Consider the following 16,502-nt stretch of genomic DNA (forward strand, 5'->3'; position numbering starts at 1 on the left):
AAGAAGAATGCCTGTCAAAAAGGGATAGGTCCCGTATTGGGATCCTGTAATACGGGCTACGTTTTAGATTCTATGCTTTCCACTTGATGTTGCAACCAATACTTGGCTTTTGCTCTGCACTGACCGGTTCTCCTGCTAAGATGCAATCCAAGGCCGCTTGCAAGTGTTCTCCAGTTAATGGCTTATTATTTCCAGGCGTGGAGTCATCCAGACAACCGCGATAGACACACAACAAATCTTTATCAAACACATAAAAATCAGGAGTGCACGCGGCATGATAAGCCTTCGCAACCTCTTGGCTTTCATCGTATAAATAAGGAAAGCTGTAATGAGCCTGTTGTGCTTCCAGCTGCATTTTTTCTGGGCTATCATCAGGATAGTTTTCCACATCGTTGGAACTAATCGCGATAAAGTTAATCCCTTGAGGCTGATACAGATTAGCTAACTCAACCAGTTTGGGTTGCACATGTTTTACATAAGGACAATGATTACATAGAAACATAATTACGGTAGCAATAGCCGATTTGCCTTCCTGGAGGCTCACCATTTGGTTGTTGCGCGTATCAATTAAATTAAAATCGGGTGCTATGCTACCTAAAGGCAGCATAGTGGAGGGTGTAGCAGCCATAAAAATTCCTCATCAATTAGCGATAAGCTATAGTGCTCCTGTTTATTTGCTAAGTAAAGGCCGTGATGGCTTGACTTTATTCGCGCGAACAGTGTTATACTTAAATTAACCCGGTGGGGAGTGATTTTCGAACCAATGCTAATAGCATGGGGGGCATCCTGCAGTCGGTGTTGTGCAAGCCTGCCTTGGAGTAGGAAGCCTGAACCGATTCAATCGTCACCCACTTGAACCTCAGGGTTCAAAATCCATGCCTATCGGGCTACCTTCATACAATCCTGCACTTGAACGGTTTGACGCCATGTTCCTCATAAGAACGATGTATAAAGTTCTTAAAAAAAGTATCCGCCGAAACCCCACAACGATTATACAAATACTTTTTCGGCAAGGTATGGGCATAATCGTCACCAATATGAGCAACGGAAGCCTCCATTTTACGATTCCGTGCTTTTTCCTTTGCTTCGTGCTTTACATTCTGTAACTCGCTTAACATCTTACTATCGACTACGTCTTCGTGTTGGCAGACGGTTATTTGGGCATCAAGTTCCCCTTTAATTTTTCTGCGCTGCGCTCTTAAGCCCAGATGCAGGGAGCCTTCATGAGGTATAGACAGATCATCTTCGCTTTGTGGCGTACGTTTAGCTTTAGGAGTACGTACCAACATGTAATCACGAAACTGCTCAGGAATATCCTGAAATAGTTCCGCAATCTCGGCATACCAGGTGGAGTTGCAAATAACCAGCGTGCATAAAAAACCCAGTATTCCACCAAGAACAGGAAGATTTTCAACATGGCTCAAAACCAGTTGTAGACTGGAAGCAAAAGAACGATCATTAAATAAGTTAAGCTTGATTTCCTGCTGATGAAAATACCAAGCGACACAGGTGGCGATCCCTCCACCAATAGATAAACCATTTAACGTAATGTTTTCCGGGGAAACGCCCTGATCTAATAATCGCTGAACCTGGGCAATACCATCGATAATTAAATGGCACATGAATTTGACCTGGCCTTGGCTGCGACCAACATTGCGGTAGTTAAAACCAATGACATTCGTTTGCAGGTCACGCGCATTTTCTTGCATCTCAACTAGCGATTGCTCGTACGCTTTAAAATTGCAATTAAAGTTTATAATGAACGTTTGATGTGAAGGCTCTAATTCTTGTTGCGCACAATGCCTTATTTCCAAGGTGTCGAGGAGTGCCTCATCGAAGGTAGCTACGGTGTGTTGTTTATGGCGCAAGACGTCATCATCGAACAGGCCCGGTTCATTAATGAATAGAGAACTAAAATCTTTTTCTTGAGAAGGGAGAGCAAACCGGCCTAAAAAAGCATCCAACCAACTCGCAGCCGCTGAAAAATTAAATAACGGGTGATGTTCATGTGGCGACGGTAATTTCTTGGGTTCTGGGGCCTGATACAACACGATGACAAACCTAAATTATAAGGGAATAATACGGCGATTATTCCCATTTTATTTACCATGTGTCAAACTTTAGCTCACCTAAGGCAATGCCGGCCTCTTAACTCACATCACCTTTAATCAGTTGCTCTTTCAATAAAAGATATTGATCTCTTACCTTAGCGGCAGCCTCAAACTCCATATTTTTAGCATGCACATACATTTGCTTTTCTAAGGTATTAATATGTTTTACCAGCTCTTGGGTTGACCAATGCAAATACTCTGGCGTAGGTTCAGCCACGACCTCTTTACGTTTACCCACGTACGCACCTTCCATAATATCGGTGACGGATTTATTAATCCCTTTGGGGGTAATCCCATTAGCTTCATTAAATTCCTTTTGTTTGTCACGTCGTCGGCTCGTCTCATCTAAGGCGCGCTGCATGGAGCCCGTAATCTTATCCGCATACAGAATCGCCCGTCCATTCACATTACGTGCCGCGCGACCGATGGTTTGAATTAAAGAGCGGTCTGAACGTAAAAAGCCCTCTTTATCGGCATCAAGGATGGCAACCAAAGCCACCTCTGGCATGTCCAAACCTTCGCGCAATAAGTTAATCCCCACCAACACATCAAAAACACCTAAACGTAAATCACGAATAATCTCCATACGCTCTACCGTGTCGATATCCGCATGCAAATAGCGAACTTTGATCCCATGTTCATTTAAATAATCGGTCAAATCTTCCGCCATACGCTTGGTCAGGGTCGTCACTAACACCCGCGCACCGGTCTGAATCACTTGCCGTGCCTCAGACATTAAATCATCGACCTGAGTACGTACCGGGCGAATTTCAACTTCAGGATCAATTAATCCAGTAGGACGTACCACCTGTTCAGCCACATTATCAGAATTCTCTTTTTCATAGGAGCCCGGGGTTGCTGAGATATAAATCGTTTGTGGTGAGCGCCCTTCAAATTCTTCAAAACGTAAAGGACGATTATCCAATGCCGAAGGCAGGCGAAATCCATATTGCACTAAAGTTTCTTTGCGCGAGCGATCCCCGCGATACATCCCACCAATTTGCGGTACGGTCACATGGGACTCATCAATAATCAACAAAGCTTCTGCAGGCAAGTAGTCAAACAAGGTTGGTGGGGGTTCACCCGCATTACGTGCCGATAAATAACGCGAATAGTTTTCAATTCCGGAGCAATAGCCCAACTCCAACATCATTTCGACATCAAAACAGGTGCGTTGTTCCAGACGCTGCGCTTCCACGAGTTTATTTTGCGCATTATATTCTGCCAAGCGCTCTTGTAATTCCTCTTTCACCCAATCCACCGTTTGCAAAATACGCTCGCGTGGAGTCACGTAGTGGGTTTTCGGGAAGATGGTAACCCGCGGCAATCGTTGAATTACCTCCCCTGTTAAAGGATCAAACTGGGCAATATTTTCGACTTCATCATCAAATAATTCGACACGAATGGCAATGCGCTCCGAATCCGCAGGAAAAATATCAATGACATCGCCATGTACCCTAAATTGCCCCCGTTCTAAGGCCATATTGGTGCGGGTATATTGCATTTCGGCAAGACGTTTTAAAATTTTACGTTGTTCAGATTGTTCTCCACGGGAAAGATGTAATACCATACGCAAATAAGAATCAGGGTCGCCCAAACCATATATTGCAGACACCGTAGCAACAATAATGGCATCTTTACGCTCAATGAGAGCTTTCGTGGCGGAAAGTCGCATTTGTTCGATGTGCTCATTAATGGATGAGTCTTTTTCGATAAAGGTATCTGACGAAGGTACGTAGGCTTCAGGCTGATAATAATCATAGTAGGAAACAAAATACTCTACGGCATTATCAGGAAAATAAGCCTTAAATTCGCCATAGAGTTGGGCAGCCAAAGTTTTATTGGGCGCCATAATTAAGGTAGGGCGTCGCATAGCCTGAATAACATGGGCAATGGTAAATGTTTTACCCGAGCCAGTAACCCCCAATAGGGTTTGCTTGGCCAAACCGGATTTTAAGCCGTCAATTAACGAGGCAATGGCCGTTGGCTGATCCCCTGCCGGCTGATAATTGGCATAAATTTTGAACAAATCTTTCATACGTATAAGTATATCTCATAGGAGTAATAAATGGAGATCGTATTAGCAAATCGCGTGCAAAAAGTGAAGCCATCACCCACGTTGGCAGTAGCTGCTAAAGCTACCCAATTACGCGCGCAAGGACATGATGTGATTAACTTAGGCACTGGTGAACCCGATTTTGACACACCCGCCTACATTAAGGAAGCCGCGATTAATGCGATTAACCAAGGGTTTACTAAATATACTGCCGTAGACGGGATTCCTGAATTAAAAGAAGCCATTAAAAATAAATTCAAAAAAGACAATGGCTTAGACTATCAAATAAATCAGATTTTAGTTTCTGTTGGCGGCAAACAAAGTTGCTATAACCTTTGCCAGGCTTTATTAAATCCCGGTGATGAAGTAATCATCCCTGCACCTTATTGGGTTTCTTATCCAGATATGGTGTTATTGGCGGATGGGGTGCCCGTAATTATTCCGACGACACCAGCACAACGTTACAAAATTAACGCGCAACAATTAGAAGCCGCGATTACTCCCAAAACCCGTTTATTGTTCTTAAACAGCCCATCGAATCCATCTGGAGTTGCCTACACTTTAGATGAATTAAAGGCTTTAGCGGAAGTATTAAAAAAGCACCCACAAATTATTATTGCCACCGATGATATGTACGAACATATTATTTGGAGCCAATCCTTTGTAAATATCCTCAATGCATGTCCTGAATTGTATGAACGCACCGTAGTATTAAATGGCGTATCCAAGGCTTATGCCATGACTGGCTGGCGCATAGGCTATGCAGCGGGCCCCCTTCCAATAATGAATGCGATGAAAACCATTCAATCGCAATCCACCTCAAATCCTTGTTCTATTGCACAGCGTGCAGCGGTAGCAGCCTTAAATGGGGGCAATGAAACCGTTTTATCGATGGTTGAAGCCTTCCGCCAACGCCATGATTATGTAGCCGATCGCTTACAAAAAATTCCAGGGGTGGAAGTAATTCCTGCCGATGGTACGTTCTACATCTTCCCAAGCGTACAGGAAGTCATCAACAAACGTGGCTATGCCAATGACTTAGAATTTTCCGAAAAATTATTAACCGAAGTAGGGCTTGCCTTAGTACCTGGTTCTGCATTCGGAAACGAAGGCTGCATCCGCCTTTCGTTTGCAACCAGCATGGAAATCCTAAAAGATGCTATGGATAGACTGGAGCGTTTCTGTAAGTAATAGCCTTTTACTTAAGCCTTACTGCATATAAAAGTATGGCTTAACCGCGGTGCCAGATTTATCTGGTACCACATGCCCTGGTTACGGTAACTCAAGAATATTAGGTGCTAAACACCCCGAAAAAGAACGTTTTTTTTTCTTTTTGAAAAACAAAAAACCAAAAATAAAAATATCTAAAATTTATTACAATATATGCTTGACCAATGCACAGAATCGTTTTAAGATTCGCACATATTCCCCGGTAGCTCAGTCGGTAGAGCGGATGACTGTTAATCATTAGGTCACAAGTTCGAGTCTTGTCCGGGGAGCCATTAAATTACCCCGTACCTTTTCTTCAAATATCTAATCTTTAAAATCGCTATAAATTATCTTTGTGTTTTCTTTTCTTATCACTTTTTGCCACTTCGTAACCCATAACCTGCTAACTCCATGTATTCATCTCCTGCTCTAATTATTTACAAATATTGAACATCCTGTTAAAATTTGAGCGATATTAAACCACGTTTCTAAAATGTCTCCAGGGAGAAATAAATGACTGTCTCTAAGCATGAAACCCCGTGCTCACCTGAAGCTACTAAGCAAGTAAATGACATAACAGCCGATTTCATTGCAGAAGCTCTAAACTCTGCTGACGAGAATGAACAGATCAAGGGATGTTTGGGCAGTCAAAGCTTGGCTCGTTTAGGAATGAAACCACAATATACTCACGCCAAAACAATATCCTTAATCACAGCACAACTCACTTTAAATGATATATTGAGCAATCTTGCCGAGCATGAAATATATACGAATATGCTCGCGCATCGAAATAGCGATTCTTTTGCACCATCCTTAAAATCATTCATTAGGTATTTGCCTGGGCATCGCGACAAAATTAAACAACTTAATGATTTTTTTGAAACAGAGTATTTCAAGATTGATCCTGAGTTAAAAGTGATGCCGCCTTACCTTCGTGAAAGAATTCGCTCCTATCAAACCCTGGAGCTCCACTTAGAGAAATGTAAGGAACAATTACTTTATGCAACTGTAATTTTTTCAAGTCCAGAACTTCTATCCTCTATGACTCACATTCCCCTAAAAGAAATTGCGAATGCACACAATAATTCTTACCTCGATCTACTTATAGGGAGAGAGGCTTTAAGAAGAGCGGAAACCAGCACTTCTTATGTAGAGCTGGCAACCGATCTACTTATGCCCAGAGACATCTCTTATAGCCAACCCACAAGTAAACTAGAAAATGAGGACGAGAGTGGCTTGAATAAAAAACAACTCGCCACAGACATAAAATCCTTTGTAAAGAAACACGGCGAGTTTCAAGTCAAATGCCAATTAATTAAATCAGCCATTGAACGCAAATTACTCAGTGCTGATACCTTAACTCCGTGGACTTTAGGGTGGACAGGTAGTCGCTCCACCATAACCTTCGATGAAAAAAACTTTAATGTTCCCCAAGGCATTTTTGAATTATATCAATTAGTACAATTTCCTAAAGAAAATGAAAACAAAATCAAAGAACTTATATCGGAAAAACAACCTCCCGTTAAGAAGATGCATGGTTTCTTTCGTTCGATGACTGGCACTACCCGATCCGATGAAACCCAAGAAACCTACGAGGAATTGAACTTTATTCTCGTACACGAATACTAAGCCACGTAACCTTAAAGTAGTCATAGGCTGAATCAAAGCATTCATTTTGATAAATGAATCTATCAGCACATGAACCAAAACTAAAGCACGAGAACATAGGGGTGCTGGTTCTTATCAAGCCAATGCAGCATCATTAATAAATGTTTTTTATCCAAGGCGATGCATCCAGATGTTGGTGTATTTTGCGAACGCCATAAATGGATAAAAATGGCGCTCCCGGCCCCTGCAATTATTGGATTCATGTTGTAGTTTATAATTGCACCATAAGTATAAGGTTCAGTGAACATCGTTTCATAACTGGTCGCATCAGTTGAGCCAGAAACCCAGGAATTATAAGCTTTATGATGAATGTCATCGATGAATTTGTCATCCTTAGTAATGTACTTATAATCCATTTGCAGCGCTAAGGGATGTATACCAAATGCCGCACCAATAGGATATAAACCCACCGGGGTTTTTAAATCACCCTCTTTTTTCTCTCCAGACACAGCGACTCCGTTTTTGCCAATAACGGCTTTAAAGGGAGAGGAAAATTTTGCCTTCCATAAGGTGCCGTGCCGCTGACACAAGATCATCTTGGCCTTAATGCCCCCTAATGATTTAACCACGATAACTTGTGAGGGCTGGGGCCGGACTTTCTTTAACAGTTGCGATGACCTCAACATGTGACAGGTATTACTTGCAGCAATTGCTGCCGGGTTTGCCGAAATGAAAATAGAGAACAATATTAAGGCTTTCTGATATTTATAACTCATTGTCTAATCACCCAAAGCTGATCAATAAATTGACATATAGCTCATTTACCGGTATGCTGCGATTCATTTATTATGAAGCGGCGTGTTATGAGTTATAGCATATTTAATAGACGGCATTTAATAAAATTTATGTTGGTTCCCTTCTTATTTTTCTATTTTACTTTATGCTGGGCAATGGAAGTACCTATTGATGACTTTCCCATCACCGCTTACTCTCAAAATGCAAATGACTATTTATCTCCCGATGGAGAAAATTACAATAAAGCTTTGTTAAGCTCTGAATACCAAACTGCACAGTTGCGACAATTTTATGCTCACTATTACTCCACTGAGGCCCAAGGCTTATCACCTTGGAGCCGGCAAATGGTGATGTCAGCCCTACCCCTGATGAAAAAAGTTGAATCCGAGCTCTTAGAAGACTTTAACAATCAAAACAAAGCGAATGAAAACAAGCATTATGCCGAGAATTTCAAAGAACACGATCAAACTTGGTGGAGCAAAATCAGAGACAACATGGATTTATCGGCCCTAGCCGCCAGTGAATTCAAGGAAGAAAATAGAGCTATTTCAATTACGAATACGTATGCGCGAGCCTTACCTGATACCGCCCCCGATTTTTTCCATGCCAGTCTACCTGGCCAAGGATTCCCTTTTGATAACTTACAAGAGTCCGCAATTTGGGCAGGTACTCCACTCTATGTCTTTAGCGTATCGACGGATAAAGCTTGGTCCTTAGTTTTAACCCCTGATGGCTACTTCTCCTGGGTTAAATCGAATGATATTGCCTATGCCTCTCCTGAATTTATTAATGATTGGCAAGCTGCGGCACAACGCAAGCTGATTGCCATCACACAAACGGAAGCCAGCATTGTTGATGAGCAACAGCAGTTTCAATTCACCGGATATATCGGCGCAGTATTCCCCATGATGGAACAAGATGAGCAACACACGGCCATTTTAATCCCAGTGAAAAATCTCCATAACCAAGCAATGATAAAGACAGGCTTTATCAGTACTAACGCCTCCAGCATAATGCCCTTAAGCGCCACTCCCAAAAACCTGGTCAAAATCATTAATCAATTAAAAAACCGGCCCTATGGTTGGGGAGGAGCGTTCTTCTTTAATGATTGCTCTCAAGAAATTAAAAGTATGTTTACCCCCTTTGCTATTTGGCTCCCCAGAAACTCCGCGCAGCAAGCACGACTCAGTTCAACACTAGACTTATCAAAAAATACGGTTGATGAGCGTATTAATTTGCTACAAGCCAAGGGCCATCCACTAATGACCATTATCTATATTAATGGCCATGTAATGCTCTATGTGGGTACTGCTAAGACAAATGATAATAAAGCCACAGCCATTACCTATCAGAATGTATGGGGCTTGTCTCCTAAAAGCCGTGACAAGCGTTATGTCATTGGCCAATCATTATTTTTTCCTCTGTTAAAGCAATACCCAGAAATCCCGGATGCAGGCTCCCTCGCGGATAAAACTAATTTTAAGCTGGTTTATCTTGATGAACTCCATTTCAAAACTAATTCACCTCAGGGTTTTGCAAATAGTTTTTTACAGCAAGGCTATATCCAAGATTAAGCATCCAGAAGTAAATGCAGCCTTGATACCATCAAGGCTGCTGCTTACCCATAACTTAAGTGCGAGCAGGAATGTAAATTTCACCTTGTAAATACAATTGACTGTATCCCGATAAAATCACGCGTTCCTGATTTAGTTCACACCAAAGCTCCCCTTGGCGATTACCTCCTTGGCAGGCATGTATCTTTTTCTTATGAAGGCGAGCACTCCAATAGGGAGCAATCACACAATGCGCAGAACCTGTGACCGGATCTTCAGGCACGTCGCAGCCCGGATAAAAACAGCGCGAATAAACATCTGCATCCGTTGCAAGAGCAGAAAAAATAATGCCGCGACAGTCTATATTTGCCAAGGCATTCAAGTCCGGTTGAGCGTTTTTAATAAGTTCGGCATCCTTAAAAATACACAACGTATCAAAAGTACTTCGATACACCTCTTCAGGAACTATTTTTATCGCCTTTAAGAGTTCAGCGCTAGGCTCTATTTTCGCAAAAGGTAATGCAGGAAAATCCATCTGCAATAAACTCCCCTCTTTGCTTACGCTTAAAATACCACTTTTGCTTTTAAAGCGAATTTCTTTTCCTTGATATCCTAAGTACTCAAATAAGACAAAAGCGCTCGCTAAGGTGGCATGCCCACATAAATCAACTTCGGTATTAGGGGTAAACCAGCGTATTTGATAATACTCGCCATCAGGAACAATAAAGGCGGTTTCCGACAAATTGTTTTCTCGAGCAATAAGCTGCATCAGACTGTCATCTAGCCAAGATTCTAAGGGACAAACAGCGGCGGGATTTCCCATATATAAGGTGGAAGTAAATGCATCTACCTGAAAAATCGATTGCTTAATCATTACAGACCTCTTATTTAGTAAAACTGGATTAATTCTACATAGCTTGCTAATATATAGCAAGCTATGTAAATGTGAGGAAAAATGTATCCATCAACGCTTATCAAAAAGGCCAGCCGTCTGTTAATTAAAAGAGCCAATGAGTTGTTAAAGCCTCATGGCCTTACGGATGCCTATACTTATTTTTTAATGGCACTTTATCAACAAGATGGCTTAACCCAGTCCGAAATGTGCAAACACATCGGTATCGAGCAACCTACTGCCGTAAGAACGCTGGATCGTATGGAGCGTGATGGTTTAATTATAAGAACTCCGAGCGCAACAGACCGTCGAGCGATTGCGATTAGATTGACAGACAAGGGACGAAATTGCCAAGCAATTATTGAGCAATGCGCTTATGAACTAAATCAATTTGCTTTAAGCGGGTTTGAGGACGATGAAAAACACCACATCCAACTGCTGTTAAAAAGATTAAATGATAATTTTTAAGGTAACCTCAGTCTACGCACACCACGAATTTAGGCCACGTAGACTGAAACGTTGCCAATTAAAATTTAATCACGGTGCGTCCGATAATGTCGCCAGCTCTAAGAAATTCAAGTTTTCATTAATTTGCCCAAGACTAACACGTTGATTTTATATTGAATTTTTTCCTTGAGAGGCAAAAAACCATGATTCGGTAAGATTATTATAATTGCCCCAAAAGGAACCATGGTAGGAGCATTCCCGCACGACTAAAGGGAAATGAGAAATGAAGTGATTTTGCACTTGCAACAAAATTGTTTGAATGATAGCCTCAAAGACCACTATCAATACGTTAAAGATTTTAAATGACCAATTCAGCGTTCCATTATCACCTCGCTGTTTTACCTTCTCAGGTAATTGGCCTTTTATTATCTCTTTTTTTTGTGATCATCCTCTTTGAGTCGTTCGCCTGGTAGGAACTCCATCTGCGCCCTTCCAGGCGTAGAGCTCTGTCAGATGAACAATTTACTCGTTTTAATTTTTGAGGATCGGATCATGAAAGAAAAAACTGAACAAACACCCCCATTATGGACAAAATTTGCTGAATCACCTTGGATAAAGGGCCCTGTTTTAGGAGCGGGGGTAATGGCGCTACTGACCCCTTTATTAAAATGGACCAACCATGTTTATAAAGGTGAAAAAATGCCTCGAGGAAATTACTTTTCTGGTTCAGGCGCTTATGCATTATCGGCTGCACCGGGGTATGCCACTACCTTTGCTTTTAAAGCCTTGTTGAGCAAAAAATCAGGAGAAACCTCCCAATGGTATGAATTATTCAGTTCATTTGCCGCTGGCAGTCTTTCTGGACTAATAAGCACCCCATTCGAAGCTTTGGCGCAAAATAAACAATTGACGCAGAGCACCTCATTAAAAGCGACAGCCCAGCAAATGCACATTCATCAAGGCTACAGCTCCTTTTTTCGTGGCGCAATGAGCGTGATGCTACGAGAAGGGCTGTGGTCTACTGTTTATATGACGGCGATCCCGATGCTGTCCTCATCACTACAAAAACAAGGGGTAGAAAAACAATACGCCCAATCAATGGCAATGCTGCTAATTGCAGGAGCTTATGGCTTGGTTAGTTCGCCTTTAAATCAATTGCGTTATCGTAAGCAGGATGGTTTAACTACGCCTGGAACCAACAAAAGTTATCTTGAACATGCCAAAGATATATTGAATCAAGATACGAAAGCCAGCAACTTGGCTCGGGTAGGTTTTTTCTTTAGAGCAGCTGCTCCACGGGCAATTACCACTACGGTGGCCGCGGGGTTAATGGTGAAGGGCGCGGAGTACTATAACCAAGCAGTTGATTCCTGCAAACTGTAGAGCACAGGCAACCTGATAGGTTGCCGTTTAAGGAAGCGAATTGCAAGCAGGCTCGTGCTAAACAGTGCTCGCAAATGTCACGTTTCTCGAATCCCGTGGCTTGACCTGCCCACGGGAACCTTTGACCTTGCGACACCCATCGAGTCGCACTAAAACGCTTATTAAATGTTAAAGCTAAGTTGCATGTCTTTATGAGAGATACCTGCATCCAGGTATTCATCACTACTAACAACAAAACCTAATTTCTCATAAAACGGAATCGCATAGGATTGAGCCCCAAGCTTTGCTTTTTTAACCTGGGGATTCTGTTGAATCGTTTCTATTATAAAGTTCATCAGTACATGCCCCAGCCCTTGGCCTTGATAAGCATCTAAAATAGCAACACGCTCAATTTTAGCAAAATCATCAATATAGCGAACCCGAGCAGTACCGGCTGGCTGCTGATTAAGAAACAAAATATAATGCTCACTGCCAGCATCAAGTCCATCAATCTCTTCGTGCAGAGGCACATTCTGTCCCTCGACAAAAACCTGATGCCTGATGGCATGGCAAATTTGCATGTCTGCGGTGGTAAAGATTTTCTTTACTAAAACATTCATCTGTGGCTTCATTGGTTACATCTCCTGGATGTGTTTGCCCCCATTATATACCTCTGGCCACGACAAACCAGCTCTGCTGCAATTAGATTTTTACGATTCAAAATCCTCTGGCCAGCCACTAATTTTAATATCAAGGTGATTCAATAATCCGATGACCTCGGGAAATGAGAAGCGAGCCTCGGTTAATGTATTATTTTGGATATCTATATCGTAATTGATTGCATCAGTAAAATTAGCACGCTTTAAACGAGTATGCATAAATAAACTATTCTGCAGGTCAGTATTCACAAAACTGGCGTGATTTAAATTAGCCTCCCTAAAATCAACATCATGGGCTTTGCACTCTTCGACAATTAAATCGGCAAGTTCCAAGTCATAAAAGCTAGAGTGGCTAATGTTGCTGGTATAAAAATACAAAGGGCTGGCAAGCTTCACCAATGGCCAGCTTAACTCGGTCCAATTAATACCCACTAGCTTCGAATCGTTAAAGGTAACTTCTGAAAACTTACAACCGGGAAATTTTGACAGTGACAAATCACAGGAATCAAAAGTACACTCAGTAAACTTTACTTTACTAAAAATGACTCCAGAAAACTTACACTGCTTGAATTGGCAATTTTGAAACTCAATATGTTCCAAGCGAGTCTCTGCTAAACTGAGACTGGTAAAAGTTTTATCTGTGTAAAGTTTAAGATCAAAAGCAGACATCTCGCATATTCCTTTCAGTTGTAAGACTTAATTATCTCATAAATAGACGCGTTTAATTATCGGAAAAATCCTGATTAGACCTAGCTTTCCCTCGTTTATTCATATTGGGTATTAATATCTATCCCATAGGTCTTTTTCCCAAACGCTCTTAATGCTTCCCACGAATTTGGGTATTTATAAGGATCAAAATAATGAACGCAACGATACAGCCAGGAACCGTAACTGACCACCTCACCCTGGGCATCCTTATTGACCTCAAAATGAAGTTGCAATGGCGTTTTAAACTCTTCTACGCGCTCTAAAAAATCGGGCAATGACTCGGCATTTTTAACATAGTCTACAATCAATTTTTTCAGCTTATCCCATTTATCATGGTCTGCTCTGTCTCGTGCATGCAGTAATCCAGTGTTAACACTCTGAGGATCCATGTCTGGAGCATGGCCCTCCGGTGAATCATGGTGCTTTAAAGCCAATTGTTCGATTTTACGTACATCCGGCAACCCCGAATAAACTAAAGGTTTTTTTCCAGATAAAACCCGCTCCAGATTTCTAAATTGATGAAATCGCTGGTGTAGCTTTATTTGTCCTGTCCGACTGCGAGGCTCAATATGTTGTAAAAATTCATTTTCATCCTGGTAAGCCTTAATCAAATAAGCATCAGAATCGTATCCAATAATTTCCTCCGCTATGTGCCGAAGATATTCAGCAGCAGTAAGTTCTCGAATTATTTTAACTTTTTTTGCCTCATAAGCTTCATTCATTCCTTCTTCTTTAGTCGAAATAAATGTAGCCTTTACAGTAAAATCAACACCCTGAGCGATTAGTGCTTGAATCACGTTAAGATGCTTATCGAGCAAAGGAAAAAAATCATCGCGGTTATGCGTCAAATTATCTACATAAAAATGCAGTAAGGACATATTGGAAGCAAATATCTCTCTTTGTTTTTCATAGGAGCGATGACCAAAAGGATCCGAAGGCGCACTGTAATCGATGGTTTTATCGAATTCTAAACCTTTATTTTTCAACTCCGCCAGCAGGGCAAAAATATCGAGTTCAACTAATCTATTTTCATACACATCGAATAATTGAAACAGTAAATAGTACGGTTTTGAGATAGTCCGATGATTCAAAGTACTTGCATCAGCCTTTGCCAAAAAGAAAGTAAACAAAGAGAAATATCCCATACTCATGGCGGTCATCAAAGGAGTCTTACCATTGTGAGGATTGGTTACCTCAAGTATGGCGCCATGTTGAAGTAGCAATTCCACCAGAATAGATGCAAGTTTATCTTGCTCATTAGAAAGGAAGAAAAACCGCGCAGTAAGTACTTACATGATGGGCGGTAATTTTGCTGCATTCGGTTTTTGGGTGCTTGCTCCTTGTTGCAGTAAATACTGAAAGAGTTCCATGGCATTTTTTTGTCCCAAAAGCACCGTCTGAATTGCTGGGCTAAGAATACTCATTCGATAGACATCACCAGCTGCTTGCACACTACCAGCAGCTGTGATCACCTCTTGAACTAAATCGAGACGACCGGCTTGAATCGCTCTATGTATAGGCAACTCATCCATTTGCAGCTCATCAGGGATCAAATCAGCGATTATAAAAGCATGTAATAAACGAGAGTTGTTCGCTAATTTGTTCCAAGTAAATACAGGGCTATCTTCAGCCGTCATTAACCATTCAAAAGTCGCCTTTTCTTCGACGCTACAGTAAGAAGAGAAATACTTATTAGCCAAAATATCTATTGGAGAGCCAAGGTCTGGTTTGGGACTAAAGAAAGAATTTGCACCTTCATCTATTAGTAACTTGAAGACCTCAAGAGAGCCAATAGCTGCTTGCAGGGGGCTCACAGCAAAAGAAAATAGAGAGTCATAAACTAAATCTAGTGTTTGATGGTCGGCAAACACTTTTTTAGCCTTGCCTTTGATTTCGGTTAACTTTTTGGTTTTATTCTCGCTTTTATTATATTCCTTAATGACGGTGAATAAATTCTCTATACTTTTAGATTGGCCCATTAGGCTCTCCAATGTAACCTATATGTATATTTTATCACCACTTTTTATGGCTCTCAAATAATGACCCAATCCGTTCTATAAATAAAACATCTTTTTTAATGCTTCTGAAGTAACTTTGTGGAAAAATTATTAATCTCTGTGAGTGGGTCGCAGGCCCTGTTCAATCAATAAAAGGTATGAAATATGTCTATTGATAAGATAGTTTGTGTAGGGAAAAATTACCTTGAGCATGCCAAAGAGCTTGGTGAAGCCATGCCCGAAAAACCCGTTTTATTCTTAAAGCCAGCTAGCGTTTTACAACAAACCACCTATTGGGGGGAGCAGTTAGTACTTGAGTTTCCTAATGAAGATAATGCGGTGCAGCCCGAATGCGAGCTCGTACTACGCATCGCTCATGATGGTTACCGCCTGACTAAGGAAGAAGCTAAAAACACGATTTCCGCTCTTAGTCTTGGTCTGGATATGACCTTAAGAACCCGGCAAACGGCATTAAAAAAACACGGCCATCCCTGGACTACCGCAAAAGTATTTAAAGACGCTGCAATCCTTGGCCCCTGGATTCCCTATCAGCAATTTACTGATTATATGGAAGCGGATTTTCAATTAAGCATTGATGGTTCGCTGCGACAATGTGCTAAAGGTCGCGACATGATGATGAGTCCAGAGGATTTATTAGTTTATATTAGTCAATTTTTCCCATTAAAAGCAGGCGATGTTATTTATACAGGAACTCCAGCCGGAGTAACGTCGATAACGAAAGGCAGCCTGGCGGAACTCCGTTGGCGCGATTATGCCTACAGCGTAAAATGGGAGTAAGCTATATTATGTGGTACCAACAAGATGGAAACCTGATTACAGTTAATGTATACGTACAACCCGGTGCCAAGCAAAGCGACATTGCAGGCCTCCATGGAGAAGCCTTGAAAATTCGCTTGCAGGCACCCCCAATAGAAGGTCGAGCGAATGAGGCGTTAATAAAATTTATTGCGCAACTCTTTGAGGTCCCAACCCGGCAGGTGCTTTTAAAGCGGGGGGGAAAATCCCGGTACAAAACACTGCTCATCACGGGAAGCAAGCACCCGCCCGGCAGCCTATATAAGCCCACCTAGCCACGCCGCTGGCA

General features: G+C 41.7%; 16 protein-coding genes, 1 tRNA gene and 1 other RNA gene. 9 read left to right on the forward strand and 9 right to left on the reverse strand.

Annotated features, from left to right (window positions below):
* Positions 1–70: 70 nt before the first annotated feature.
* Positions 71–628, reverse strand: coding sequence for a thioredoxin family protein (locus ACD661_RS08285; protein ID WP_400187395.1), 558 nt, complete (start codon positions 626–628; stop codon positions 71–73).
* Positions 629–732: 104 nt separating this feature from the next.
* Between ACD661_RS08285 and ssrS the strand changes: the two genes are divergently transcribed.
* Positions 733–893, forward strand: a non-coding RNA gene (gene ssrS, locus ACD661_RS08290) — 6S RNA.
* Here ssrS and ACD661_RS08295 read toward each other — a convergent pair.
* Both ACD661_RS08295 and uvrB read right to left on the reverse strand, forming a co-directional pair.
* Positions 894–2,051 carry an alpha/beta hydrolase family protein gene (locus tag ACD661_RS08295; RefSeq protein ID WP_400187396.1) on the reverse strand — a complete coding sequence of 386 codons (1,158 nt, stop codon included), beginning with the start codon at positions 2,049–2,051 and terminating at the stop codon, positions 894–896. It abuts the RNA gene before it with no gap.
* Positions 2,052–2,148: 97 nt separating this feature from the next.
* Positions 2,149–4,149, reverse strand: a complete 2,001-nt coding sequence (gene uvrB, locus ACD661_RS08300; protein WP_400187397.1) for an excinuclease ABC subunit UvrB — start codon at positions 4,147–4,149, stop codon at positions 2,149–2,151.
* Between the two features lie 30 nt (positions 4,150–4,179).
* On the opposite strand from uvrB, the gene ACD661_RS08305 reads away from it, so the two are divergent.
* The 3 genes from ACD661_RS08305 (at position 4,180) to ACD661_RS08315 (ending at position 7,005) form a co-directional block, all read left to right on the forward strand.
* Positions 4,180–5,358 carry a pyridoxal phosphate-dependent aminotransferase gene (locus ACD661_RS08305; protein ID WP_400187398.1) on the forward strand — a complete coding sequence of 393 codons (1,179 nt, stop codon included), beginning with the start codon at positions 4,180–4,182 and terminating at the stop codon, positions 5,356–5,358.
* Between the two features lie 235 nt (positions 5,359–5,593).
* Positions 5,594–5,669, forward strand: a tRNA-Asn gene (locus tag ACD661_RS08310).
* Positions 5,670–5,889: 220 nt separating this feature from the next.
* Positions 5,890–7,005: a hypothetical protein gene (locus ACD661_RS08315; protein WP_400187399.1), complete on the forward strand. Its 1,116-nt coding sequence runs from the start codon at positions 5,890–5,892 to the stop codon at positions 7,003–7,005.
* Between the two features lie 80 nt (positions 7,006–7,085).
* On the opposite strand, the gene ACD661_RS08320 is transcribed toward ACD661_RS08315, so the two are convergent.
* On the reverse strand, positions 7,086–7,760 hold the full coding sequence (locus tag ACD661_RS08320; RefSeq protein WP_400187400.1) for a L,D-transpeptidase family protein: 675 nt from the start codon (positions 7,758–7,760) through the stop codon (positions 7,086–7,088).
* Positions 7,761–7,847: 87 nt separating this feature from the next.
* On the opposite strand from ACD661_RS08320, the gene ACD661_RS08325 reads away from it, so the two are divergent.
* Positions 7,848–9,353: an SH3 domain-containing protein gene (locus ACD661_RS08325; protein ID WP_400187401.1), complete on the forward strand. Its 1,506-nt coding sequence runs from the start codon at positions 7,848–7,850 to the stop codon at positions 9,351–9,353.
* A 55-nt stretch (positions 9,354–9,408) separates the two neighbouring features.
* Here the strand turns inward: ACD661_RS08325 and ACD661_RS08330 are convergent, their stop codons facing one another.
* Positions 9,409–10,206 (reverse strand): PhzF family phenazine biosynthesis protein, encoded by a 798-nt coding sequence (locus ACD661_RS08330; RefSeq protein WP_400187402.1) that lies wholly within the window; start codon positions 10,204–10,206, stop codon positions 9,409–9,411.
* Between the two features lie 81 nt (positions 10,207–10,287).
* Here ACD661_RS08330 and ACD661_RS08335 point away from each other — a divergent pair, with 81 nt between their 5' ends.
* Both ACD661_RS08335 and ACD661_RS08340 read left to right on the forward strand, forming a co-directional pair.
* Positions 10,288–10,692, forward strand: a complete 405-nt coding sequence (locus ACD661_RS08335; protein ID WP_400187403.1) for a MarR family winged helix-turn-helix transcriptional regulator — start codon at positions 10,288–10,290, stop codon at positions 10,690–10,692.
* A gap of 531 nt (positions 10,693–11,223) precedes the next feature.
* Positions 11,224–12,054 carry an MC/SLC25 family protein gene (locus ACD661_RS08340; RefSeq protein WP_400187404.1) on the forward strand — a complete coding sequence of 277 codons (831 nt, stop codon included), beginning with the start codon at positions 11,224–11,226 and terminating at the stop codon, positions 12,052–12,054.
* A 161-nt stretch (positions 12,055–12,215) separates the two neighbouring features.
* Here ACD661_RS08340 and ACD661_RS08345 read toward each other — a convergent pair whose 3' ends face one another.
* The 4 genes from ACD661_RS08345 to ACD661_RS08360 all read right to left on the reverse strand — a co-directional run bounded on the left by ACD661_RS08345 (position 12,216) and on the right by ACD661_RS08360 (position 15,379).
* Positions 12,216–12,665, reverse strand: coding sequence for a GNAT family N-acetyltransferase (locus ACD661_RS08345; RefSeq protein ID WP_400187405.1), 450 nt, complete (start codon positions 12,663–12,665; stop codon positions 12,216–12,218).
* 78 nt (positions 12,666–12,743) lie between these two features.
* Entirely contained in the window at positions 12,744–13,361 is a 618-nt protein-coding gene (locus ACD661_RS08350; RefSeq protein ID WP_400187406.1) for a pentapeptide repeat-containing protein, read from the reverse strand.
* Positions 13,362–13,456: 95 nt separating this feature from the next.
* Positions 13,457–14,629: a hypothetical protein gene (locus ACD661_RS08355; RefSeq protein WP_400187407.1), complete on the reverse strand. Its 1,173-nt coding sequence runs from the start codon at positions 14,627–14,629 to the stop codon at positions 13,457–13,459.
* Positions 14,630–14,689: 60 nt separating this feature from the next.
* Entirely contained in the window at positions 14,690–15,379 is a 690-nt protein-coding gene (locus tag ACD661_RS08360) for a hypothetical protein (protein WP_400187408.1), read from the reverse strand.
* 183 nt (positions 15,380–15,562) lie between these two features.
* Here ACD661_RS08360 and ACD661_RS08365 point away from each other — a divergent pair, with 183 nt between their 5' ends.
* Positions 15,563–16,195, forward strand: coding sequence for a fumarylacetoacetate hydrolase family protein (locus tag ACD661_RS08365; RefSeq protein WP_400187409.1), 633 nt, complete (start codon positions 15,563–15,565; stop codon positions 16,193–16,195).
* A gap of 8 nt (positions 16,196–16,203) precedes the next feature.
* A complete protein-coding gene (locus ACD661_RS08370) occupies positions 16,204–16,488 on the forward strand; it encodes a DUF167 domain-containing protein (protein WP_400187410.1) in 285 nt (94 codons plus the stop codon).
* The last annotated feature ends 14 nt before the right edge of the window (positions 16,489–16,502 follow it).

The sequence above is a fragment of the Legionella lytica genome (assembly GCF_044626755.1).
GTDB classification, from domain to species: domain Bacteria; phylum Pseudomonadota; class Gammaproteobacteria; order Legionellales; family Legionellaceae; genus Legionella; species Legionella lytica_A.

What these genes read in the sequence shown, in the direction of transcription:
- ACD661_RS08285 (WP_400187395.1), bottom strand. Translation starts at nt 628, where the DNA reads ATGGCTGCTACACCCTCCACTATGCTGCCTTTAGGTAGCATAGCACCC.
- uvrB (WP_400187397.1), bottom strand. Translation starts at nt 4,149, where the DNA reads ATGAAAGATTTGTTCAAAATTTATGCCAATTATCAGCCGGCAGGGGAT.
- ACD661_RS08305 (WP_400187398.1), top strand. Translation starts at nt 4,180, where the DNA reads ATGGAGATCGTATTAGCAAATCGCGTGCAAAAAGTGAAGCCATCACCC.
- ACD661_RS08315 (WP_400187399.1), top strand. Translation starts at nt 5,890, where the DNA reads ATGACTGTCTCTAAGCATGAAACCCCGTGCTCACCTGAAGCTACTAAG.
- ACD661_RS08320 (WP_400187400.1), bottom strand. Translation starts at nt 7,760, where the DNA reads ATGAGTTATAAATATCAGAAAGCCTTAATATTGTTCTCTATTTTCATT.
- ACD661_RS08325 (WP_400187401.1), top strand. Translation starts at nt 7,848, where the DNA reads ATGAGTTATAGCATATTTAATAGACGGCATTTAATAAAATTTATGTTG.
- ACD661_RS08330 (WP_400187402.1), bottom strand. Translation starts at nt 10,206, where the DNA reads ATGATTAAGCAATCGATTTTTCAGGTAGATGCATTTACTTCCACCTTA.
- ACD661_RS08335 (WP_400187403.1), top strand. Translation starts at nt 10,288, where the DNA reads ATGTATCCATCAACGCTTATCAAAAAGGCCAGCCGTCTGTTAATTAAA.
- ACD661_RS08340 (WP_400187404.1), top strand. Translation starts at nt 11,224, where the DNA reads ATGAAAGAAAAAACTGAACAAACACCCCCATTATGGACAAAATTTGCT.
- ACD661_RS08345 (WP_400187405.1), bottom strand. Translation starts at nt 12,665, where the DNA reads ATGAAGCCACAGATGAATGTTTTAGTAAAGAAAATCTTTACCACCGCA.
- ACD661_RS08350 (WP_400187406.1), bottom strand. Translation starts at nt 13,361, where the DNA reads ATGTCTGCTTTTGATCTTAAACTTTACACAGATAAAACTTTTACCAGT.
- ACD661_RS08360 (WP_400187408.1), bottom strand. Translation starts at nt 15,379, where the DNA reads ATGGGCCAATCTAAAAGTATAGAGAATTTATTCACCGTCATTAAGGAA.
- ACD661_RS08365 (WP_400187409.1), top strand. Translation starts at nt 15,563, where the DNA reads ATGTCTATTGATAAGATAGTTTGTGTAGGGAAAAATTACCTTGAGCAT.
- ACD661_RS08370 (WP_400187410.1), top strand. Translation starts at nt 16,204, where the DNA reads ATGTGGTACCAACAAGATGGAAACCTGATTACAGTTAATGTATACGTA.